A 20,205-nucleotide genomic window follows, 5' to 3' on the forward strand; every position below is an offset into this window, starting at 1 on the left:
CGGAGATAAGTGTAGCTTCTTCAAGGGGTTGGCTTGTGTGCTGCGAGCGGGCCCGCCAAATCAATCGAAAGGCCCCGGCTCTTTCTGCGGAGATGTGGCCGAAGTCAAGGCGGTTTCCTTCCCCGCTGTCGTCCCTGCGAACGCAGGGACCCATAACCACAGGGAGAAGTTTGGCGAAGACTGGCGGTGAAGTGGTCTTCCCGAGGTACTGACACCGCCCGTCACAGACAGATCACGCGGTATGGGTCCCTGCGTTCGCAGGGACGACAGTCGTTTACTTCTCCGCCAGCGGATGCAGGTCGCGCACCAGGCTCTTCAGCCGCTCCTCCACCACGTGGGTGTAGATCTGGGTCGTGGAGATATCGGTGTGGCCGAGCAGGGTCTGCACGATGCGCAAATCGGCACCATTGTGCAGGAGGTGACTGGCAAAGGCATGGCGCAGCACGTGCGGCGAGACCAGCCGGGCCTGCAGGCCCGAGGCGACCGCGAGCTCCTTGAGGTCGCGGGCAAAATGCTGCCGCGTCAGATGCCCACTCTCGCCGAACGAGGGGAATAGCCATTTCGAGGCGGCGAGGCTGTCCTTCTTCTTCTCGGTTTTCGCCGCTTCCGTCGCCGCGAGGTAATCCGCCATCGCCTGCCGCGAGGCCTCGTTGAGCGGCACCAGGCGCTCCTTGTTGCCCTTGCCGCGCACCACGATCATGCGGGCGTCGCGCTTGGCCGCCGAGCGCGGCAGCGCCACCAGCTCGGAGACGCGCAGGCCCGTGGCGTAGAGCACTTCGAGCAGGCAATAGAGTCGCAAGCTCCGCAGCCGCCTTGCGGGCGAGGCATCCTCCGCCTCGCTCAATTCCTTGGCGCGATGGAGCATGCGGTCGACATCGGCGATCGACAGCACCTTCGGCAGGCCGCGGCCGCGCTTGGGCCCGGACAGAATCGCGGCGGGATCCTCACTGCGGATGCGTTCGTTGAGGAGAAAGCGATAGAGGTGCCGCATCGCCGACAGCCGGCGCGCGACGCTGGTGGATTTGAAGCCGCGCGTGTCGAGATCGGCGAGATAGTCGCGCAGTGTTTGCGTCTCCGCGTCCACGAAAGTGTGGCCGACGCGGCCCAGAAATTCCGAGAAATCGGTGAGGTCGCGGCGATAGGCGTCGAGCGTGTTGGGCCCGGCGCCCTGTTCCGCCGCGAGCATGTCGAGGAACAGGCCGGTGAGCTTGCTATCGGAGGGCTTGATGCGCATGCCCTTCAGGCTAGCTCCTATTTCTTGAGAAACTCACCAGCAATATCGAGCGGTCGGCGCGCTTCTGACGTCTCATCGAAGGTCTAGGACATGTGGCTGATCGCCGTGGCCTGCGACCAGACCACCATCCATTGCCCATCGCGACATTCGTAAGTGTCGGTGTGCCAATAGTCCGCAGGGGCAACCCGGTGACCACCAAACACGATCTCGAGCCTGGCGCGATAGCGAATCACGGCATGATGGTTGTGATGACGAACGGCGATGGCTCCGGGTTCCCACATGAGATATTTGATCTGCCCGCTCTGGATCGCGCCCAGATATTCGGCCTTGGACAGCGGCATGCCGACCGGCGTGACCAGCTGGAACTCCGGCGCGTGGAGCGGTCCCGCCGCGTCCATGTCGCCGGCGACAAGGGCGCGAAGCCGAGCCCGCTCGGTGGTGCGGATGTGCTCGGCTTGCGGTGAGTCCGTCTCGGTCGCGCGTCCAGTCATTGATCGGTTCTCCGGTTCTGCAAGAAGTGAAAAAAGGTCAGCCGGCCGGCGGCACGGCGATCAGGCGATAATCGACCAGGCTCTGTGCGCTGGCGCGGATGCAGTCCTCGTCAGGACGCGGACTCCAGTTCAGCACGCGACGCGCCTTGGCGGCGCTGACGCTGAGGTCGCCGTCGAGCTCGTGGACGATCATGCGCGAACGACCGCTGAACGGCGCCATGGCCCGCACCATCCAGTTCGGCACGTCGCCGCAAGGCAGATGAGCTGCGTAGGCTGGGAAACATCTCGCCAGCACGTCGGCCAATTCCCGCAGCCAGAAGAAACCTCCACCAACGATAAAGCGCTCTCCGGAGGCCTCCGGACAGGTCATCGCACGGATGTGCGCGTCAGCCACGTCGCGCACGTCGACGACCGCAAAACCGAAGCGCGGCACACGCTTCAACTTGCCGCTCATCATCTCCCGGATCAGTCCGACGGACGTGCCGCATTGCGGGCCGAGCAGCGGTCCGAAGATCATGCCGGGGTTGATGACGGCCAGATCAAGTCCGCTCTTGCTGGCAAAGCTCCAGGCGGCCTGCTCGGCCAGCGTCTTCGACCTGTAGTACGGCGTCGCCCGCGGGCTGGTCGGATCAGTCCAGTTGCTTTCGGTGAAGGGGGCCTGGCCATCGCCGTGATTGGTGGCTGCGATCGAGGATGTCAGGACGACGCGTGCCACACCGGCGTCATGGGCCGCGCGCAGCACCCGCAGCGCGCCGTCTTTGGCGGTCCTGATCAATTCATTCGCATCGTTCGGCAGCCCTGCCGGAAACGGCGAGGCGGCATGAATCACATAGCGACAGTCCTTCAGCGCGTCGTCCCATCCGCCGTCGGAGCGGAGATCGGCGCGCGCGAAATCGAGAGCATCGGCCGCGGCGAGCGCTGGCGCGCCAAGCCGGCTCCGGATGCGGTCGGAGGCGGCCAGGTCGCGGACGGTGCCGCGCACGCGATGGCCGCTCGCCAGCAACTGCCTGGCGATATGTCCGCCGAGAAATCCGCCGATACCCGTCACGAGAACCGTGGCGGCCGGGACACCAACTTGCGAATGCATGTAACTTCAAACCTTTAGACGGAGGCGCTATCGTTTAGACAAATGGACTAAGACTGTCTAATCTGTCTTTGACGTATTGGACGAAGACTGTCAACTTGTCTCAATGAATGACAGTGATCGCAAAACCGGAGCTATTCTCGACGCGGCACTGCCGGTGTTCGTCCGCCATGGCTTTCGCAAGACGTCGATGGCCGACATCGCGCGCGCGGCGGGCATCTCGCGTGCGGCGCTCTACCTGAGCTTTGGCAGCAAGGAGGAATTGTTTCGGGCGGGATCGGAGCGGGCGCACGCCAGGACGATGCGCGACGTCGAGGCTGCCCTCGCTGGTCACGGCGACGTTTTCGACCGGATCGAGTCGGCGATTGCGGCGTTCCAGCGCGATCTGGTCGTGCCGTTCGCCGACAGCGCAGATGCGGCGGAGTTGTTCGATACCAACATGGCGCTCGCCAAGGACATCACGCTGGCCGCCCGCGCTCGGTTGGTGGCGCTGCTTGCGCGCGCGCTCGCCGATGCGCAGGCAACGGGTGCGATCACCCTGGATGGTGCGAAGGCCACGCCGACGGACCTAGCCGGCATCATCGTCGCGGCGATGGAAGGCATCAAGGAGGCCCAGACCGCGGGTCAGAATCTCCTTGATGATACGCGGCTGTTCCTACGCCTGATGCGTCAGGCCCTGACCCGAAATCTGCCGGCCGGCTGACGCTCTCGGCCCAACGGCTATCTTTTGAGAAACCTGTCCGGCGGGATCGTCACCGTCATTTCCCGCGGCTTCGGATTGACGAAGTTCGCCAGCGCGAAGACCACGCCATAGACGATGCCGGCGATCACGGCGACGGCCGTCAGGAAGCGGAACAGGCTGGGCATCGTTCTGCGGTCTCTAAAGGGGTCTTGTATCGGGCCTGGCGGGCAAATTAACCAATGAAATCATCCAACATGTTCGCCGTTTCGTGGCAAGAGTCCTCTGGCGAGGGCCCCCCTGGGGTCGTATAGGTGGCCAAAGCATGCCGCCTTTGGCGGCATCGTGCGAGATCCATTCGAGCGAGACAATGTCCGACGCCGCGTTGCCGATACCAGCCTCGCCCGAAGCCGACATCCTGTCGGCGCTGGGCGCGCGCTCGATCGTGCTCGTCGGCATGATGGGCGTGGGCAAATCCACCATCGGCCGTCGCATGGCTCTCAGGCTCAAGCTGCCGTTCGTCGATGCCGATACCGAGATCGAGACGTCGGCCCAGATGACCATCCCGGAGATCTTCGAGCGCCACGGCGAGTTGTATTTCCGTGACGGCGAGGCGCGGGTGATCGCGCGGCTGCTCGACGGCGGGCCGGTGGTGCTGGCGACCGGCGGCGGCGCCTTCATGCGCGAGGAGACGCGCGCGCGCATCGCCGCGAAAGCGGTCTCGATCTGGCTCAAGGCCGACCACGACGTCATCATGCGCCGCGTGCGGCGCCGTGCCGATCGCCCGCTGCTGCAGACCGCCGATCCCGAAGGAACCGTGACGCGCCTTCTCACCGAGCGCGAGCCGGTCTATGGCCATGCCGACCTCACCATCGCCTCGCGCGACGTGCCGCACGACAGAATCGTCGAGGAGTGCATCGAGGCGCTGCGCGCACATCTGTGCGGCGAACGGGCCGCCCAGCCACCTGCCGACGTTGCGAGTGCCATACGATGACTGCGCCGTTGAAACATTCTGATCCTGTCACTGTCGAGGTCGCGCTGGAGAATCGCGCCTATGACATTGTCATCGGCCGCGGCGTGCTGGCCTCGCTCGGCGAGCGCGTCGCAGCCTTACGGCCCGGCGTGCGCACTGCGATCGTGACCGATCGCACCGTGGCAAAGCATTGGCTCGAGCCCGCTGAAGCCTCGCTCGCGGCGAGCGGCATCCCGACCTCGCGCATCGTCGTCGAGGAAGGCGAGATTTCCAAGACCTATGCCGGCCTGGAGAAGGTCAGCGAAGCCCTGATCGCCGCGAAGATCGAGCGCAACGATCTCGTCATCGCGCTCGGCGGCGGCGTTGTCGGCGATCTCGCCGGCTTTGCCGCCGCCATCCTGCGCCGCGGCGTCGATTTCGTGCAGGTGCCGACCTCTCTGCTGGCGCAGGTCGATTCATCCGTCGGCGGCAAGACCGGCATCAACTCGCCGCAAGGCAAGAACCTGCTGGGCGCCTTCCACCAGCCGGTGCTGGTGATCGCCGACACCGCCGTGCTCGACACGCTGTCGTCGCGGCAGTTCCGTGCCGGCTATGCCGAGGTCGCCAAATACGGCGTGCTCGGCGACGAGGCCTTCTTCACCTGGCTGGAGAAGAACCATGCCGATATCTTCAAGGGCGGCTCGGCGCGCGAGCACGCGATCGCGACCTCCTGCCGCGCCAAGGCCGGCGTCGTCTCGCGCGACGAGCGCGAGACCGGCGAGCGCGCGCTGCTCAATCTCGGCCACACTTTCGGTCACGCCCTGGAAGCGGCGACCGGCTTCTCCGACCGCCTGTTCCATGGCGAGGGCGTTGCGATCGGCATGACGCTGGCGGCGCAGTTCTCGGCCAAGCTCGGCATGATCGGCGAGGCCGATGCGGCGCGCGTCGAGCGGCATCTGATCGAAGCCGGCCTGCCGACACGCTTGCAGGACATCGCGGGGTTCGCGCAGGAAGGGCTCGCCGATGCCGACGCGCTGATGGCCTTGATGGCGCAGGACAAGAAGGTCAAGCGCGGCAAGCTCACTTTCATCCTGCTGGAAGCCGTGGGCCGCGCCGTGATCGCCAAGGATGTCGAGCCAACGCTGGTGCGCGATTTCCTGAAGGCGAAGTTGTCGCAGTGATGGCAGGACCGTCCGGATCGGTCGCTCGCGAAGCGGCGCGGAAGGCCGAGGCGGTCACGAGGCAAACATGAGTTCGATCTCGATCAATCTGCTGCTTGCGGCGCTCCTGCTCGCCGCCAATGCATTTTACGTGGCCGCGGAATTCGCGCTGGTGAAGAGCCGCGGCTTCCGCGTCAAGGCCATGGTCGAGCAGAACCGCTTCGGCGCGCGCCTGCTGCAAAGGATGATGGGCAACATCGAGGCCTATCTGGCCTGCTGCCAGCTCGGCATCACCATGGCCTCGCTCGGGCTCGGCTGGATCGGTGAGCCCACCGTTGCCGCGCTGCTGAGCCCGGTCCTCCATCCGCTCGGATTGTCGGACGCAACGCTGCACTTCACCTCGTTCGTGGCGGGCTTTCTGGTCTTCTCCTCGCTGCACATCATCATCGGCGAACAGGTGCCGAAGACGCTTGCGATCCGGGAGCCGATGCCCGTGTCGCAATGGATTGCGTATCCGCTTCACGTTTCCTACCTCGTGTTCTATCCGCTGAGCTGGTGTCTCAACACGGCGTCGGGCGCGATCCTGCGTCTGATCGGGGTCCAGGAGTTCTCGCAGCACGAGATCCTGACGGATTCCGAGATCGAAGGCCTGGTCGAGGAATCGGCCGTGCACGGCAAGATCGAGAGCGGCGAGGCCGAATACATTCACAACGTCTTTCGCCTCGGCGAGCTGACGGTGTCCGACGTGATGGTTCACCGCACCGCCATGGTGATGATCAATGCGGATCTGCCGCCCGAGGAGCTGGTGCGGGAGGTGCTGGCCACCGAATACACCCGCATTCCGCTGTGGCGCGACAAGTCGGAGAACATCATCGGCATTCTGCACGCCAAGGATCTGCTGCGGGCGATCCGTGCGTCGGAAGGCGATACCTCGCGCATCGACGTCACCACCATCATGCTGCCGCCCTGGTTCGTGCCGGAAATGCGGCCGATATCCCAGCAGCTCAAGGCGTTCCGCCGACGCAAGACCCATTTCGCCCTCGTCGTCGACGAATATGGCGAGGTTGAAGGCTTGGTGACGCTGGAAGACATTCTGGAAGAAATCGTCGGCGATATCTCCGACGAGCATGACGTGGTCGTCGCCGGCGTGCGCCGCCAGCCGGACGGCTCGGTCGTGGTGGACGGCTCGGTGCCGATCCGCGACCTCAACCGCGTCATGGACTGGCATCTGCCCGATGAGGAGGCAACCACGGTCGCCGGCCTCGTCATCCACGAGGCGCGCTCGATCCCCGATCGCGGCCAGAGCTTCACGTTCCACGGCTTCCGCTTTCGCGTCCTCCGCCGCGAGCGCAACCGCATCACCGCGCTCCGTATTTCACCGGTGCCGCGCGATGCGGAGCTGGAAGAGGCTAAGCCAAGGCGCGCCGGGACGTCGTTTTAGATCCTCATGGTGAGGAGGCGCGTCAGCGCCGTCTCGGGCGCGCGCCTCGGGATGAGAGGAAATGGCGTAATTCGCCGCACGAATTAGGAGCCTTCCCCCGGCGCCTTTGCCTGAATCGCCAGCGCATGCACGCCGCCGGCGAGTTCCGCGGCCAGCGCCGAATTTATCATGCGATGGCGGTCGACCCGGCTCTTCCCTTTGAAGGCGGCAGACACGATATACACCCGGAAGTGCGTCTCGCCGCTCGGCCGATGGCCGGCGTGACCCTCATGCAAATGTGACTCGTCGACGACTTGCAGGCTTTCCGGCGTGAAAGCTTCCTGCAACTTGTTGCTGATAGTGTCGCGCATAGCCATGTTGTGCCATTCGGGTGTAGAGATCACGCCCCGTTATTTGCCGGGTTTGTCGCTAATTGCAATGTCAAGACTTGAAGGTTTTTGCATTGCGTAGTCAAAGTCAGCCATGCCGATCGATTCATCAAAGTTCTTCGACTCCATCCGCGTCAAGCCGCGCGGCAAGCAGCCGGAAGTGAAGCCGCGCGACACCGCGGTCGGCTGCGAATGGGCCGGATGCCAGAACAAGGGCGCGCATCGTGCGCCGAAGGGCCGCGAGAACCAGCGCGAGTACTGGCACTTCTGCCTGAACCATGTGCGCGAATACAACCAGAACTACAATTTCTTCTCGGGCATGAACGCCGACGCCGTGGCGCGCTACCAGAAGGATGCACTGACCGGCCACCGCCCGACCTGGAAGATGGGCGCCAATGGCGGCGTCAAGAAGGGCGCGGAAGCCGAGATCGATGGTGCCTTCGATCCATTCAGCATGTTCCAGGAGCTCAACGGCCGCACCGGCTGGCGCAAGGGCCCCGAAGCGGAGCCCAAGGCCGAGACGCGCAAGGTGATGAACGCCGAGCGCAAGGCGCTCCAGGTCATGGGCCTCGGCCCCAGTGCGACGCTCGCCGACGTCAAGAGCAAGTACAAGGCGCTGGTGAAGCAGCACCACCCCGACGCCAATGGTGGCGACCGCTCCACCGAGGACCGCCTGATCGAAATCATCAAGGCGTATAATTATCTGAAGACGGTGGTGCGGGAGGCGTAAAGCCTACGCCTCCGGGAAGGACATTTCGCAAACCAGTCCTTCCGGCCTCCACTGCCGGCTGACGCGTCCCCGCAAGGTCCGGATGATGCCGTCGACCGCGCCGATGCCGAAGCCCTTGCGCTTGGGCGGCTCGTTGACACGAGGACCGCCGCTCTCCGACCAGCGCAGCACGAGGGGTTCTGCGTCAGTGGTCTCCCAGTGGATGTTCAGCCTGCCAGACGGCGTCGACAGCGCTCCGTATTTGGCTGCGTTGGTCGCCAGCTCGTGCACGGCAACCGCGATCGATTGGGCGAGCGTGGCCGGCAGACGGATATCGTCACCCGCGATGCGGATGCGTTCGCCGTCTCCGCTTGTGTAGGGCCGCATTTCCTCTTCGACGATCGTCTTCAGGCTCGCACCGGTCCAGCGCGACGCTGAGAACAGCCTCTGCACGTTGGCGAGCGCGCTGAGCCGGCCTTGAAACGCGACCTGGAATTCCGCGGCGGTCTCGGCCTTGGTCAGCCGCAGCATCGCCTGGGTCACCGCGAGCAGATTGTTCGAACGATGGTCGACCTCGTAGGCGAGCAGCATCATCCGCTCTTCGGCTTGCTTGCGAGCCGTAATGTCGACCAGCATGTTCACCGCGCCAACCAGCTCACCGCGTTCGTCGCGCAGCGGCGTCGGGTAGGGCATGAAGCAGATCCGGGAGCCGTCCGGCCGTTCGGCCACAGCCTCCACGTCGCGCACCGCCCGGTTCTCTTTCAGCGCGATGGCCATGGGGCACTCGTCGTGGGGAAGCGGCGTGCCGTCAGGCAGATAGAGCCTCCATGTCACGCACCACATCTCGCCGATCTTCGGCGTGCGTCCGGCAAAATCGATGCAGGCTTGATTGAAGAAAGTGATGCGGCCTTCCGCGTCGGTCGTGTAGATCGCGGCGGGCAGCGCCTGGAGCAAGTCCCGGAATCGCCTTTCGGAATCCGCGTTGGCAGCGTTCCTGCTCGCTGCCTGCCTCGCGATCTCGCCGATCCTGGCCTCGTCAGATTGTCCAAGCAAGTCCAGCATTGCATTCCTCGACGGGCCAGATCATGCAATTCGCTGCAGGCGAATATGTTCCATGTGCCAGTCGGGGGCGTGGAGTTCCTCCTACGATTACTTCTTCCTTCTTCCCTTGTGGAAGGAAGCGCGAAGCGCCGGATGAGGGGTTGCTTCCGCAAACGCGAGTCGGTGTGCGCGGAGAGATACCCCTCACCCCAGTAGGCCTTTGTCTACAAGCGAAGATGCCCTCTCCCGCGAGGGGAGAGGACACAGCAACCGCTTCCCTCGTACTGCTTGGTCACGCCTCCGGCATCGCCCCCACATATGACGAGCTGGGCCTGATCAATCGTCCGGTCCGCTGCTGCTCGCGCGCATGCGCGGTCCATCCCGCGGCGCGCGCCATCGCGAAGACCGGCGTGAACGCCTGGCGCGGGATCGCCAGCGCGTCGAGCAGGATCGCCGTGAAGAACTCGACATTGGTCTCCAGCGGCCGTTCCGGATTCTTCTTGCGCAGCGCGCTGCGGATATAGGCTTCGACCTCGCCGGCAAAGGGCAGGTCGGCGCCGTCTGCCGACAGCCGCTCGATCGCGGCCTTGAGCACGTCGGCGCGCGGGTCGCGCACGCGATAGACGCGATGGCCAAAGCCCATCAGCCGCTCGCCGCGCGCCAGTGCGGCATCCACCCATGGCTGGATGCGCTCGCGCGAGCCGATCGCGTCCAGCATCTCCAGCACCGGCTCCGGCGCGCCGCCATGCAGCGGGCCGGTCAGTGCGCAATAGCCGGCGGTGACGGCGGCAAACAGATCGGCTTGCGTCGAGGCCACCACGCGGGTGGTGAAGGTCGAGGCGTTCATGCCGTGATCGCACACCGTGACGAAATAGGCATCGAGCGCCGCGACCTCGCGCGGTTCCGGCGCGGCGCCACGCAACATTTGCAACGTGTCGGCGGCATGGCTCGCATTCGGATCGGGCGCGACCGGCTCCAGCCCCTTGGCGCGCCGGACCAGTGCACCTGCGATCACCGGAAACGCGCCGACGATCGTCGCCTCGTGCTCCAGCCCGTTCTCCGCGCGAAGCCCGGCGACCGCCGCGCGAAACCCGTCGACGATGCTCATGCCGCGCGTCGCCGGCAGCAGGTCCGGCAGGCGGGCGTAGGCGCGCTCGCGCGCCGCGCCGAGGCTTGCCCGCACGTTGGCTTCGCTCAGGCCGGTCTTGCCGGCGCCGTTCCAGAGCCGGGCGGTGACACCCTCGAAGCTCGACTGGCTCGCCAGGCGGCCGACATGCTCCCCGGCAATGATCAGCTCGCCGCGCTCGCCGTCGACATGGCTCAGCACGGTCTCGGCCGCGGGAACGCCATCCAGCCCGATCTGGCTCTTGGTGAGGTGGATATTCATGGCCCAATCTCCTGTTCAAGGAGGGGATATGGTCAGGCCTCTCGACATATTGATCAATCTTGATTACATCAATCAATATGAAAAATTCGGCGCTCTATCTGTCTGCCCAGGAGGCCGCGGCCGAGCTCGCGATCTCGCCGGCCACGCTCTACGCCTATGTCAGCCGGGGCCTGATCCGCTCCGAGCCGACGCCGGACTCGCGGAAGAACCGCTACCGTGCCGAGGACGTCCGCGCGCTCAAGGAGCGCCGCGTGCCGTCCCCGGAGCCGCGGGGCTTGCGCAGCTTCGACGCCGATCTGCCTGTCATGGACACGGAGATCTCGACCATCACCGAGGAGGGCGCGATCTATCGCGGCGTCAATTGCGTCGATCTCTCGGAGAACGGCACGCTGGAGCACGCGGCGACGCTGCTGTGGGACGTCTCCGGGGTCGATCCGTTCGATCCGGACAATCAACCGGAGATATCCGAGGAGATGCGCGCGATCGGGCAAGCCGCACGCCGGGCGGCGCCGATCGACCGCGCCATCGCCGTGCTGGCGCTGGCCGCGAGCGCCGATCCCCGCGCCTTCACCCGCGCGCCCGATGGCCGCGCGCTGGTCGGCGCGCGCATCGTTCGCCTGCTGGTGGCGACCATGCTCAATGCCGAGCCCTCGGCCGCGCCGCTGCATGAGGACATTGCGAAGGCCTGGGCGGCGGACAACAAGCACGCGCCCGACCTGATCCGCCGCGCCCTCGTTCTGCTCGCCGATCATGAGCTGAACGCCTCCACCTTCACCGCGCGCTGCGCGGCTTCGACCGGACTCAACTTGTACGACGCGGTGATCGCAGGTCTTGCCGCGCTGAAAGGGCCGCAGCATGGCGGTGCCGGCGTGCTGGCCTCGCAGCTCGTCAAGACGCTGGTCGATCGCGACGTCGCCCCGATGGTGCGCGAGCGCGTCGCGCTCGGCGAGCGCTTTGCCGGCTTCGGCCATGGCGTCTACAAGCGCGGCGATCCTCGCGCGCAATCGCTGCTCAATGCGCTTTCGCGCGCCGGCGCGCCGCGCAAATTCACCCGCGAGGTGCCGGAGCGCATCGCGGAGGCGACCGGCGAATTCGTCAACATCGACTATGCGCTCGCCGTGCTCGTGCACGCCTTGCGCCTGCCCGCCGGCAGCGAGCTCGCTCTGTTCGCGATGGCACGCAGCGTCGGCTGGATCGCGCACGCGAGCGAGCAATTACAGTTCGGCAAGCTGATCAGGCCGCGGGCAAGGTATGTGGGACCGGCTCCGGGGCGGAGGGCCGGGATCGCGGAATCCAGGGCCTAAAGCATGATCCGGAAAGGTGCGAAGCGGCTTTCCGGAAGATCAGGCTTGAACAACAACCTAAAGCGCGATGGCGATTCATCCTGATCGCATCGCGCTTGAGAACTCGCTCTGGCTCCTGTCAGCCGAGACTTCCCGCAAATCGTTCGGCCAGCCTGTCTTTCCTGAATGCCTCCGCGACCCAGTCCACAAAGGCTCTCGTCTTGGCGGGCACGAGCTTGCGCGAGGCATGGTAGATCGAGATCGCGCCGGCGTCGCAATACCAACGCGGCACCAGGCGCACGAGCGATCCATCTTCGAGCGCGGGGAGGATATCGGCGGTGGCGAGCATGGCAACGCCGAGGCCGAGCATTGCGGCCTCGCGCATCGCAGCGGGATCGTTGACCACAATGGACTCCGACAATGGGGCATGAACTTCCCGCCCCGAAACATCACGCATCGACCAGTGCCGGACGCGCCCCGTCTGCAGCGAGCGCATGACGATGCCATCAAGTGCGGCCAATTCGTCCGGCCTGGTCGGCGACGTTCGCCGGGACATGTAGGCTGGAGACGCCACGGCGATGATGTGCGCCGGCGCAAGCGTCCGGCTGACAAGACCAGGCAACAATTCAAACCCGCCTCCGATAGCGGCGTCGTAACCTTCGCCGACCAGATCGACCTGGCGGTTCTCGAAGTGCCACTCGGGGCGAACGCGCGGATAGCGCGCCAAGAAGCCGGGAAGCAGCGGCAGGATATGAGCTGTGCCGAATGTCGGCGGCAGGCTTACCTTGAGAACGCCCGCCGGCTCCGCCTTTCCCGTCGATATGCCGGCGATCGCTGCCTGGAGCCCCTCGAGATTGCCGGCGATCGCCGCGCGAAACGTCTCCCCGGCCTCGGTCAGCGTCAGCTTCCGCGTCGAGCGATGAAACAGACGGACACCAAGATTGCGTTCCAGCATGGCGACGTTGCGGCTGACGGCTGCCGGAGTGAGCAGGAGGCGCCGGCCGGCCTCCGAAAAGCTGCCGCATTCAGCGCTGCGAATGAAGGACTCGAGGTTGGCCAGTGTTTCCATGTGCTCATTTACAAATGATCGTTGAAAATCTTACGAGCAATCTCCTCCTAATCAAAGGGCAATGTTTGGGTCATCTCTACGCCCACGATCAGCTCGTCTGATCCCCAAACACTTCGGAGCATTTCCATGTCCACCATCGGCATCATCGGCGCGGGCAATATCGGCCGCGCCATCGCACAGACTCTGGCGCGCAACGGCATCGCGGTGACCCTGTCCAACAGCCGCGGCCCGGAAAGCCTGGCCGCCACCGTGGCCGAGATCGGTCCGCTCGTGACCGCCGGCACCCGCGAGGAGGCGGCTGCCAAGGATATCGTGTTCGTCGCGGTCAACTGGTCGAAGCTGCCCGATGCGCTTGCCGGGTTGCCGCCGTTTGGCGGCCGGATCGTCGTCGACGCCAACAATCCGATCGAGGCGCCGTTGTTCAAGCCGGCTGAACTCGGCGGCCGCGCCTCGTCAGAGGTCTTTGCCGATCTGGTGCCGGGTGCGCGGGTAGTGAAGGCATTCAACCATCTCCTGGCGCAGCTCCTCGCAACCGACCCGGCAAGCGACGGCGGCAAGCGCGTGCTGTTCTACTCGGGAGACGATGCTGATGCGAAGGCGGCAGTCGGCGCGCTGATCGATCGGCTCGGATTCTCTGGCATCGACCTTGGCTCGCTCGCGATCGGCGCCAGGTTGACCCAGTTTCCCGGCGGTCCGCTTCCGGCGCTGAACCTGGTCAAGTTCGGCTGATGTCGGAAACGTTCACCATCAAAATGAGATGACGAGAGGCTGCAAGATGACAACCGACACTATCGATTTCGACCATCTTCTCCGGTCGAACCTGGATCGCGTGTTCAACGAGCGGGACGAGGACAAGCGGCGAGCCGCCATCGCGGACTTGTTCGTCGACGAACCAACCATGTACGAGCCGACGAACATCATCCGGGGGCAGTCGGAGATATCGCGCGTCGCCGGAGATCTTCTCAAGCAGTTCGGCCCGACATTCAGGTTCGTGCCCGATGGCGTCGCGGTCGGACATCATGGCTTGGCGCGCCTGGCCTGGCAGGCCGGCCCCGAGCATGGACCCGTCGCAGTGACGGGGGCCGACGTGGCTCTGATCGAAGGCGGTAAGATCTCGCAGCTGTGGGTGTTGCTCAATCCGCAGTGAAAGAAGGTTGTTGCCGAGCTAGGCCCGTAGCCCCGCCGCCGCGATCGCGTTGCCGGCCCACGGCGGATGTCTCGTTCCTCCATCGCTCGGTCAGTGCAGTTCGCCGCGACGCGGCGAAGCGCTTAATTGCTTTCCGTGCCGTCGACCTCCGGGCACGCTCACGGCGTCTCAATCGCCTCCGGAGCCATTCGTGTCGCAAGCCGCCCGCCCTAGCCGAAGCCACGCCTCTCGCACCTCCGCCGAACTCACTTCGGTGATTGCAACCGCCTATGAGCGCATCGAACGCGACCGGCATCGCAACTGCTGGATCCATGTGAGGCCGATGCGGGAGGCGCTTGCGGAAGCCGAAGCCCTCGCACGGCGCAGCGCCAAAGGCGAAGTCCTGCCGCTGCTCGGTGTGCCTTTCGGGGTGAAGGACAACATAGACGTGGCGGGCATGCCGACGACGGCGGCCTGTCCCTCATTCGCCTATGTTGCGGAGCGATCCGCCCGGTGCGTCGAGCGCCTGGTCGCAGCGGGCGCGATCTGCCTCGGCAAGACCAATCTGGATCAGTTCGCCACCGGACTCTCCGGCGCGCGGTCACCGTATGGCGCCTGTCCGAGCGCCGCCGACGGTCGCTATGTCTCCGGCGGGTCGAGCTCGGGTTCGGCTGTCGCCGTCGCCTCCGGCCATATTGCCTTCTCACTCGGAACCGATACCGGCGGCTCGGGCCGCATACCGGCAGGCTTCAATGGCATCGTTGGAATCAAGCCGACCGTCGGGTTTGTCTCGTCCCGCGGGCTCCTTCCGAACTGCCCGACGCTGGATTGCCCATCGATCTTCTGCAATTCCGCCGCGGAGGGCGAGGTGCTGCTGGGGCTCGTCGAGGGCTTCGACGAAGAAGACCCCTACAGCCGCCACGCGCCGGCCCTTGTGTCGACTTTTCCCCGCGAATTCCGCTTCGGACGTATCCCGGCGCGTCAGCTGAATTCATTCGGCATGCCGGAATGCGACGCTCTCTACGAACGGGCATGCGAGAGGCTCGCGGGGTTGGGCGGCCAGGCCGTCGAGATCGACTTCTCCCCTTTCGCCGAGGCCGGCGAAATGCTGTTTTCGGGGCCCTGGATCGCTGAACGCCACGCGGCGATCAGCACCTTCATCGATATCGATCATGGTGGATTGCTGGAGGTTACGCGCAAGGTGCTGCATTCGGCGTCGCACTTCGCCGCGAAGGATGCATTCGCGGCGCAACACCGCCTCCTGAAGCTGCGGCGGCAGGTCCAGTCATTGTTCGCGCAGATGGATGCCCTGGTGGTGCCCACCGCACCGCGCCCCTTCACGATTGCCGACATGCTGGAAGACCCCGTCACGCTCAACAGCCGTCTGGGCTACTACTCCTATTTTGCCAACCTTCTGGACTTGTGCGCGGTGGCGCTTCCCAATGCCACGCTGCCAACCGGCATGCCGATGGGCATTACCCTGCTGGCGGCCCCATGGCACGACCATGCCCTGCTGGACTTTGCCGCGAGATGGCAGCCGGACGACGGCGCCGCCCTCTTCGATCTGAAAGTCTATCAACCTGACGCCGAATCGGGAGCTTCGCCCGATCTCGTCGCGCTCTAGACGAGTTCGAGATCGAGCGCGCGCAAATTCAGGATGACGATCAGCCCTCGGTCGTAGCGGATGACGCCTCTCGCCTGCATGCGCGAAAGCTGCACCGTTACCCATTGCCGTGTGGCTCCGATCAGGTTGGCGAGATCGCCGTGGGTGAACGGAATGCCGATCACGATCTCGCGGCCCTGCGGCGTTCCGTAGATTTTCGAGAGAAAGATGAGCAGACGCTGCAACCGCTCGGTGACTGACCGCGTGCCGAGCATCTGCGCCATGGCCGAGTAGCACCTTGCCTTGAACGCCAGCGCATCAAGAAGCGCAACCGCGATGGTGGCCGACTGGAGCGCAAGGTCGCGCAGCGCGGGACCAGGCAGGAACAGGAGCCTGCTGCGCTCGATTGCAACCGAAGACCACATATGCGCCCCGGCCCCGAAGAGATCCGGCCCGCCGACGAAATTGCCGGCAAACCAGTAGGCGAGCGTCACCTCACGACCGGAGGGTGCTGCATAATAGCTGCGGATTCGGCCCGACTCGATCAGATAGATGCCACTCTGCGTGTCGCCCTGGCGCCAGACATGCTTGCCGGTTTCCAGAACCTCCCGACGACCAATGGCAAGGATGCGACGCCGGTCCGCCTCGTTCAAGGGATCGAGCAAACCCGGCAACGAACTGACCAGAGTATCCGACTCGGCCAGCATCACCCCGGCCGTGGTCCTGAGACTTGTCGCTGACATCTGTCCGCTCCCTGGTAGCTGGAGCAGAACTATTCAAGAGCCATGCCAGCCCCACCGGCTAGATCACCGCTTCCATTTGCGCGAATGCCTTGCGGCCTTCGGTCCGGATCAGATCGAGGCAATCCCGCTTGAGGGCGAGATAGGCGGGGTCGGTCAGGATCGCGCTGGAGCGCGGGCGCGGGAGACCCACGGAAAGATCCCGCAGGATACGGCCGGGGCCGGCGCTCATGATCAGCACCCGATCGGACAGGAGAATGGCTTCGTCGATATCGTGCGTGACAAAGACGATCGTGGCGTTGATCCGGTCGCGAAGTTCGAGAAGGTTGTCTTGCATCACCGCGCGGGTCTGCGCGTCCAGAGCGCCGAACGGCTCGTCCATGAGCAGCACGCGCGGCTGGTTCGCGAGGGCGCGCGCAATCGCCACCCGCTGCTGCATGCCGCCTGAAAGCGTATGCGGATAGGCGCTCGCGAATTTCGTCAGCCCGATCATTTCGATCAGATCGTCGGCGATCCGCAGCGCTTCCGCCTTGGACTTGCCGAGCGCGCGTGGGCCGTGAGCGATGTTACGGCGCACCGATTTCCACGGAAAGAGATGCGGCTGCTGGAAGACCATCCCGACATCCGGCCGGCGTCCCAGCATCGGCCCGCCAGCCACCATCACCCGGCCTTCAAACGGCCGCTCGAGGCCTGCCATCGCATTCAAAAGCGTAGACTTGCCGCAGCCCGACGGGCCCACGAGCGAGACGAATTCGCCCGACATGACGTCCAGGGACACCCGGTCCACCGCAATGACCTGGCCGCGGGGCGCAGCGAAGACGATGCTCAAATCCTCGATGCGGATGGTCGGTTGAGGTGTTGCCGCCGAAGGCGCGGGCGGAGCATCGACGAGTCGGAGCGGCTGGGCCGGACGGAGCGAGTTGTGCATCATCGCCACCATACCGCCCGTTCCGACATCGCCGCGAAGGAACGATCGGCCACGAAAGAGAGCAGCCCGAGCGCCGCCAGCCCTCCCATCACCTGTCCGGTCTGCATGTTCTGTTGCGCGATCTCGATCCGGTAGACGATGCCTGAAAACGCGCCCGCCAGCTCAGCGGCCACGAGGGTGTAAAAGGAGATGCTCACCGCGGTGCGCAGACCGACGACGATGTAGGGAAGCGCGCCCAACAGGACGATCTCCCCCAACATCTGTCGACGTGGCGTACCGAGCATCAGCGCGGCGCGAATGAGGCCGCGATCGACCTTCTGAACGCCGATATGGGTCGCGAGCCACACGGTGAAGAACACGCCCCAGACGACCAGAAACAGTTTGCCGGTCTCGGACAACCCGAACCAGAGGATGACGATGGGCACAAAGGCGATTGGAGGAATCGGGCGAAGAATATGGAACAGTGGGGAGAGCAGGCTCGAGACCAGCCGGAATTCGCCCGTGAGGATGCCGAGCACGATCCCGGCGGCGGCACCAATCGCAAATCCCGCAGTGACGCGGAAGAGGCTCGCTGAAACGTCGCCGAAAAACTGTCCGCTGTGAATCCAGTCGAGGAGGGCGACAGCGACCGTCGAAGGCGGCGGAAACAGCACCGCGTTGACGATGTGCGATCGTGCGACCAGTTCCCATAGGCAGACAAAGGCCGGCACGGAGAGCGCGCCGACCAGCACGCTCAGGCGTCGCTCCGCGTTCGCGCGGTGGCGTCCGTCGGTGCTCATGGATTGGCCGACAGCGTTACGCGTGCGCCATCAAGCGCCTTCAGCGGCCCCGTCGCAATGATCTTCGCGAAATCGGGCATTCCCGCACCGGGCGGATGATTGCCGGTCTCGAGCCGCCAGGCCGCGTGCGTCTTCAGCGTATCGAGCAACTTGTCGTCGAGGCGCACGTGATAGACGTAGTCCGACCAGATCGCCGCAAGCTCGTCGCGCTTCATGCCCGACGCTGTGGCGACAATGTCGATCGCTTCATTCGGATGAGCCTTGACCCAGCCCTCGGCTTCAATGAGGGCCGCCAGGAATTTGCTGACGATCGCCGGGTTTGCCTCCAGATATGGCCGCGTCACGACGATGTTGAAGGTCTCCGAATAGATTCCCTTGGTGTCGAGCAGGACGGCACCCTCGCCGAGAGCCTTCTTTGCATTCGCGACATGCGGCTCCCAGGTGTCGAACGCATCGATGCTCCCCGCCGCCAGGGCTGCAAGCATCTCCTGCGGACGAAGATTGACCAGCGTAACGTCCTTGGAGGTGAGTCCCGCCGCCTTCAACAGAGAAGCGGTGTAGACCTCGCTACCGGTTCCGGCCGTGAACCCGATTCGTTTGCCGCGCAGATCGGCTTTCGTCCTGATGGCGGCGGACGCCGCCGTCATCGTCTTCAGATCGGAATATTCCATGCCGGCGACGAAGGCGATCGGTTGCTGGGCCATTGCGGCCGCCGTGACCGGAGCCTCGGCGGTCGTCGCGATATCCGCTCCGCCACCCATCACCGTGTCGAGGCACTGCTTTCCGCTCGTGAAATTCGAGACGGAGATATCGAGTCCCTGCTTGGCGAACAGGCCGTTCGCCTTGGCGACGATCGCCAGGCCCGAAATCGGCGCGAGATTCTGCGCAAGCCGTGCCTTCAGCATATCTTCGGCTTTGGCCCCGGAGCCGGGAGTGAGGACGGCCGCATACGCCGAGATCGCAAGTAGAGCCAGGTGGAGAGCTGTTTTCGCGCGCATGCAACGAGCCCCTATCGTGTCGGCGGCCGCAATGGCCGGCCTGTGATGGGACGAGGGTCATGCGAAGGCGAGGGGTCGTGAAGCAATTAATCGACAACGGGGCCGGCCAACCTGTTTTTTGCGCATCGTGGATGCGCGGCGGACTGCAATTTGAGCAGCAGGGAGCCCGGTCCGCCCGCCTCTTGTGCTGCGCCAGCCCGGCTCGTTCAGGCCCGCGGCTTCGCCGCTGCGATCCCGTTGCCATTCCGCCGCCGGATCATCCAGACCGCCGCGCCCGCAACGATCGCCACCGCGACAACGGCGAGGATCCAGATGTGCTTGCCGATATGCTCATGGTGGGGGAGCCCGGCATATTCATGCAGCGCCGACACCGCCAGCACGCCCGGCAGCACATGGGCCGGCGCCCAGACCAGGATCGCCGGGATGTTCACCGCGTAGAACTTTGCCGGCGCCATGCCGAGCGCGCCTGCGGTCACTGGCACGAAGGCGCGGATCGGGGGCACGAAGCGGGCGAAGAACACGGCCCAGGTGCCGAAGCGGTGGAAGAAGCTTTCGCTCTGCTCGACCACGCGCGGATAATTGGTCAGCGGCCAGGTGGTGAGGATCTCGCGCTGCCGCCGGTGCCCGATCCAATAGGCCGAGCCGTCTCCGAGCACGGCGCCAAGCGCAGCGGCGAGCAGCACCCATGGCAGCGCGAGCTCGCCGCCCGGAACCAGGGCGCTGAGCGCCAGGATGATGGTCGAGCCGGGGATCACCGAGCCCACCACCGGCACGGCTTCGAGCAGCGCAGCCAGGAACAGGGTCAGATAGCCCAGCCACGGATGGGCCGAGACGAAGGCGATGAGGGGATCGAGGAAGGATGTCACGTCGTCTTTCGTATCGGCGATGGACCTGGGGATGACCCTACCCAGTTAAGGGCGGGCGGTGAAAGTGCCATTCGCGTAGGCAAGCCGCCGGTCGCGCTCGAAATTCGAGCGTGATTCGCAAGGCAGCCCTCCAAAAACTGCGTTCCTCACCTATCTAAATGAAAACACAATGGAACTTTGATTGTTGCGCGGGCTTCTGCCGGCCACTGGTCTCTGATAGGTTGATTTTCAGCACCCAGCCGCAGCCAACGTGCGAATAACCGGTTT

General features: G+C 64.9%; 22 protein-coding genes. 9 read left to right on the top strand and 13 right to left on the bottom strand.

The window, feature by feature from the left end; translation table 11 throughout:
* Positions 1 to 274: 274 nt before the first annotated feature.
* The 3 genes from xerD to ACFDR6_RS13940 form a co-directional block, all read right to left on the bottom strand.
* Positions 275 to 1,234: a site-specific tyrosine recombinase XerD gene (gene xerD / locus ACFDR6_RS13930; RefSeq protein ID WP_375858631.1), complete on the bottom strand. Its 960-nt coding sequence runs from the start codon at positions 1,232 to 1,234 to the stop codon at positions 275 to 277.
* A gap of 83 nt (positions 1,235 to 1,317) precedes the next feature.
* Positions 1,318 to 1,725: a nuclear transport factor 2 family protein gene (locus ACFDR6_RS13935; RefSeq protein ID WP_375858632.1), complete on the bottom strand. Its 408-nt coding sequence runs from the start codon at positions 1,723 to 1,725 to the stop codon at positions 1,318 to 1,320.
* 37 nt (positions 1,726 to 1,762) lie between these two features.
* A complete protein-coding gene (locus ACFDR6_RS13940) occupies positions 1,763 to 2,812 on the bottom strand; it encodes an NAD-dependent epimerase/dehydratase family protein (RefSeq protein ID WP_375858633.1) in 1,050 nt (349 codons plus the stop codon).
* Between the two features lie 103 nt (positions 2,813 to 2,915).
* Here ACFDR6_RS13940 and ACFDR6_RS13945 point away from each other — a divergent pair, with 103 nt between their 5' ends.
* Positions 2,916 to 3,512 carry a TetR/AcrR family transcriptional regulator gene (locus tag ACFDR6_RS13945; protein ID WP_375858634.1) on the top strand — a complete coding sequence of 199 codons (597 nt, stop codon included), beginning with the start codon at positions 2,916 to 2,918 and terminating at the stop codon, positions 3,510 to 3,512.
* 17 nt (positions 3,513 to 3,529) lie between these two features.
* Here ACFDR6_RS13945 and ACFDR6_RS13950 read toward each other — a convergent pair whose 3' ends face one another.
* A complete protein-coding gene (locus ACFDR6_RS13950) occupies positions 3,530 to 3,676 on the bottom strand; it encodes a histidine kinase (RefSeq protein WP_212079544.1) in 147 nt (48 codons plus the stop codon).
* Positions 3,677 to 3,858: 182 nt separating this feature from the next.
* On the opposite strand from ACFDR6_RS13950, the gene ACFDR6_RS13955 reads away from it, so the two are divergent.
* The 3 genes from ACFDR6_RS13955 to ACFDR6_RS13965 all read left to right on the top strand — a co-directional run bounded on the left by ACFDR6_RS13955 (position 3,859) and on the right by ACFDR6_RS13965 (position 7,041).
* A complete protein-coding gene (locus tag ACFDR6_RS13955; RefSeq protein ID WP_212079545.1) occupies positions 3,859 to 4,482 on the top strand; it encodes a shikimate kinase in 624 nt (207 codons plus the stop codon).
* Positions 4,479 to 5,621, top strand: a complete 1,143-nt coding sequence (aroB, locus tag ACFDR6_RS13960; protein WP_375858635.1) for a 3-dehydroquinate synthase — start codon at positions 4,479 to 4,481, stop codon at positions 5,619 to 5,621. The genes ACFDR6_RS13955 and aroB overlap by 4 nt, the downstream gene beginning before the upstream one ends.
* Positions 5,622 to 5,688: 67 nt before the next feature.
* The gene (locus ACFDR6_RS13965) at positions 5,689 to 7,041 is read left to right on the top strand and encodes a hemolysin family protein (RefSeq protein WP_375858636.1); all 1,353 of its coding nucleotides are present in this window, start codon (positions 5,689 to 5,691) and stop codon (positions 7,039 to 7,041) included.
* A gap of 83 nt (positions 7,042 to 7,124) precedes the next feature.
* Here the strand turns inward: ACFDR6_RS13965 and ACFDR6_RS13970 are convergent, their stop codons facing one another.
* The gene (locus ACFDR6_RS13970) at positions 7,125 to 7,397 is read right to left on the bottom strand and encodes a BolA family protein (protein WP_212079548.1); all 273 of its coding nucleotides are present in this window, start codon (positions 7,395 to 7,397) and stop codon (positions 7,125 to 7,127) included.
* 106 nt (positions 7,398 to 7,503) lie between these two features.
* Between ACFDR6_RS13970 and ACFDR6_RS13975 the strand changes: the two genes are divergently transcribed.
* Positions 7,504 to 8,139: a J domain-containing protein gene (locus ACFDR6_RS13975; protein ID WP_212079549.1), complete on the top strand. Its 636-nt coding sequence runs from the start codon at positions 7,504 to 7,506 to the stop codon at positions 8,137 to 8,139.
* A 3-nt stretch (positions 8,140 to 8,142) separates the two neighbouring features.
* Here ACFDR6_RS13975 and ACFDR6_RS13980 read toward each other — a convergent pair whose 3' ends face one another.
* Together ACFDR6_RS13980 and ACFDR6_RS13985 are read right to left on the bottom strand one after the other, a co-directional pair.
* Positions 8,143 to 9,180 (bottom strand): sensor histidine kinase, encoded by a 1,038-nt coding sequence (locus ACFDR6_RS13980; RefSeq protein WP_375858637.1) that lies wholly within the window; start codon positions 9,178 to 9,180, stop codon positions 8,143 to 8,145.
* Positions 9,181 to 9,451: 271 nt separating this feature from the next.
* Positions 9,452 to 10,546: a citrate synthase/methylcitrate synthase gene (locus ACFDR6_RS13985; protein WP_375858638.1), complete on the bottom strand. Its 1,095-nt coding sequence runs from the start codon at positions 10,544 to 10,546 to the stop codon at positions 9,452 to 9,454.
* A 77-nt stretch (positions 10,547 to 10,623) separates the two neighbouring features.
* Here ACFDR6_RS13985 and ACFDR6_RS13990 point away from each other — a divergent pair, with 77 nt between their 5' ends.
* Positions 10,624 to 11,850, top strand: coding sequence for a citrate/2-methylcitrate synthase (locus tag ACFDR6_RS13990; RefSeq protein WP_212079552.1), 1,227 nt, complete (start codon positions 10,624 to 10,626; stop codon positions 11,848 to 11,850).
* A gap of 118 nt (positions 11,851 to 11,968) precedes the next feature.
* Here the strand turns inward: ACFDR6_RS13990 and ACFDR6_RS13995 are convergent, their stop codons facing one another.
* On the bottom strand, positions 11,969 to 12,898 hold the full coding sequence (locus ACFDR6_RS13995) for a LysR family transcriptional regulator (RefSeq protein WP_375858639.1): 930 nt from the start codon (positions 12,896 to 12,898) through the stop codon (positions 11,969 to 11,971).
* A gap of 87 nt (positions 12,899 to 12,985) precedes the next feature.
* On the opposite strand from ACFDR6_RS13995, the gene ACFDR6_RS14000 reads away from it, so the two are divergent.
* The 3 genes from ACFDR6_RS14000 (at position 12,986) to atzF (ending at position 15,648) form a co-directional block, all read left to right on the top strand.
* Complete coding sequence (locus tag ACFDR6_RS14000; protein ID WP_349643021.1) at positions 12,986 to 13,627, top strand: NADPH-dependent F420 reductase; 642 nt, start codon at positions 12,986 to 12,988, stop codon at positions 13,625 to 13,627.
* Positions 13,628 to 13,673: 46 nt separating this feature from the next.
* A complete protein-coding gene (locus ACFDR6_RS14005; RefSeq protein WP_375858640.1) occupies positions 13,674 to 14,045 on the top strand; it encodes a nuclear transport factor 2 family protein in 372 nt (123 codons plus the stop codon).
* Between the two features lie 190 nt (positions 14,046 to 14,235).
* Entirely contained in the window at positions 14,236 to 15,648 is a 1,413-nt protein-coding gene (gene atzF / locus ACFDR6_RS14010) for an allophanate hydrolase (protein WP_375858641.1), read from the top strand.
* On the opposite strand, the gene ACFDR6_RS14015 is transcribed toward atzF, so the two are convergent.
* The 5 genes from ACFDR6_RS14015 to ACFDR6_RS14035 all read right to left on the bottom strand — a co-directional run bounded on the left by ACFDR6_RS14015 (position 15,645) and on the right by ACFDR6_RS14035 (position 19,938).
* Positions 15,645 to 16,370, bottom strand: coding sequence for a Crp/Fnr family transcriptional regulator (locus tag ACFDR6_RS14015; protein ID WP_375858642.1), 726 nt, complete (start codon positions 16,368 to 16,370; stop codon positions 15,645 to 15,647). The genes atzF and ACFDR6_RS14015 overlap by 4 nt on opposite strands.
* A 58-nt stretch (positions 16,371 to 16,428) precedes the next feature.
* Positions 16,429 to 17,307, bottom strand: coding sequence for an ABC transporter ATP-binding protein (locus ACFDR6_RS14020; RefSeq protein ID WP_317242041.1), 879 nt, complete (start codon positions 17,305 to 17,307; stop codon positions 16,429 to 16,431).
* Positions 17,295 to 18,074: an ABC transporter permease gene (locus ACFDR6_RS14025; protein WP_375858643.1), complete on the bottom strand. Its 780-nt coding sequence runs from the start codon at positions 18,072 to 18,074 to the stop codon at positions 17,295 to 17,297. Before ACFDR6_RS14025 ends, ACFDR6_RS14020 begins: the two co-directional genes overlap by 13 nt.
* Positions 18,071 to 19,072: an NrtA/SsuA/CpmA family ABC transporter substrate-binding protein gene (locus ACFDR6_RS14030; protein WP_317242043.1), complete on the bottom strand. Its 1,002-nt coding sequence runs from the start codon at positions 19,070 to 19,072 to the stop codon at positions 18,071 to 18,073. The genes ACFDR6_RS14025 and ACFDR6_RS14030 overlap by 4 nt, the downstream gene beginning before the upstream one ends.
* Positions 19,073 to 19,278: 206 nt before the next feature.
* Entirely contained in the window at positions 19,279 to 19,938 is a 660-nt protein-coding gene (locus ACFDR6_RS14035) for a DedA family protein (RefSeq protein ID WP_317242044.1), read from the bottom strand.
* Between the last annotated feature and the right edge of the window lie 267 nt (positions 19,939 to 20,205).

The organism is Bradyrhizobium tunisiense, assembly GCF_042263385.1.
Classification (GTDB): domain Bacteria; phylum Pseudomonadota; class Alphaproteobacteria; order Rhizobiales; family Xanthobacteraceae; genus Bradyrhizobium; species Bradyrhizobium tunisiense.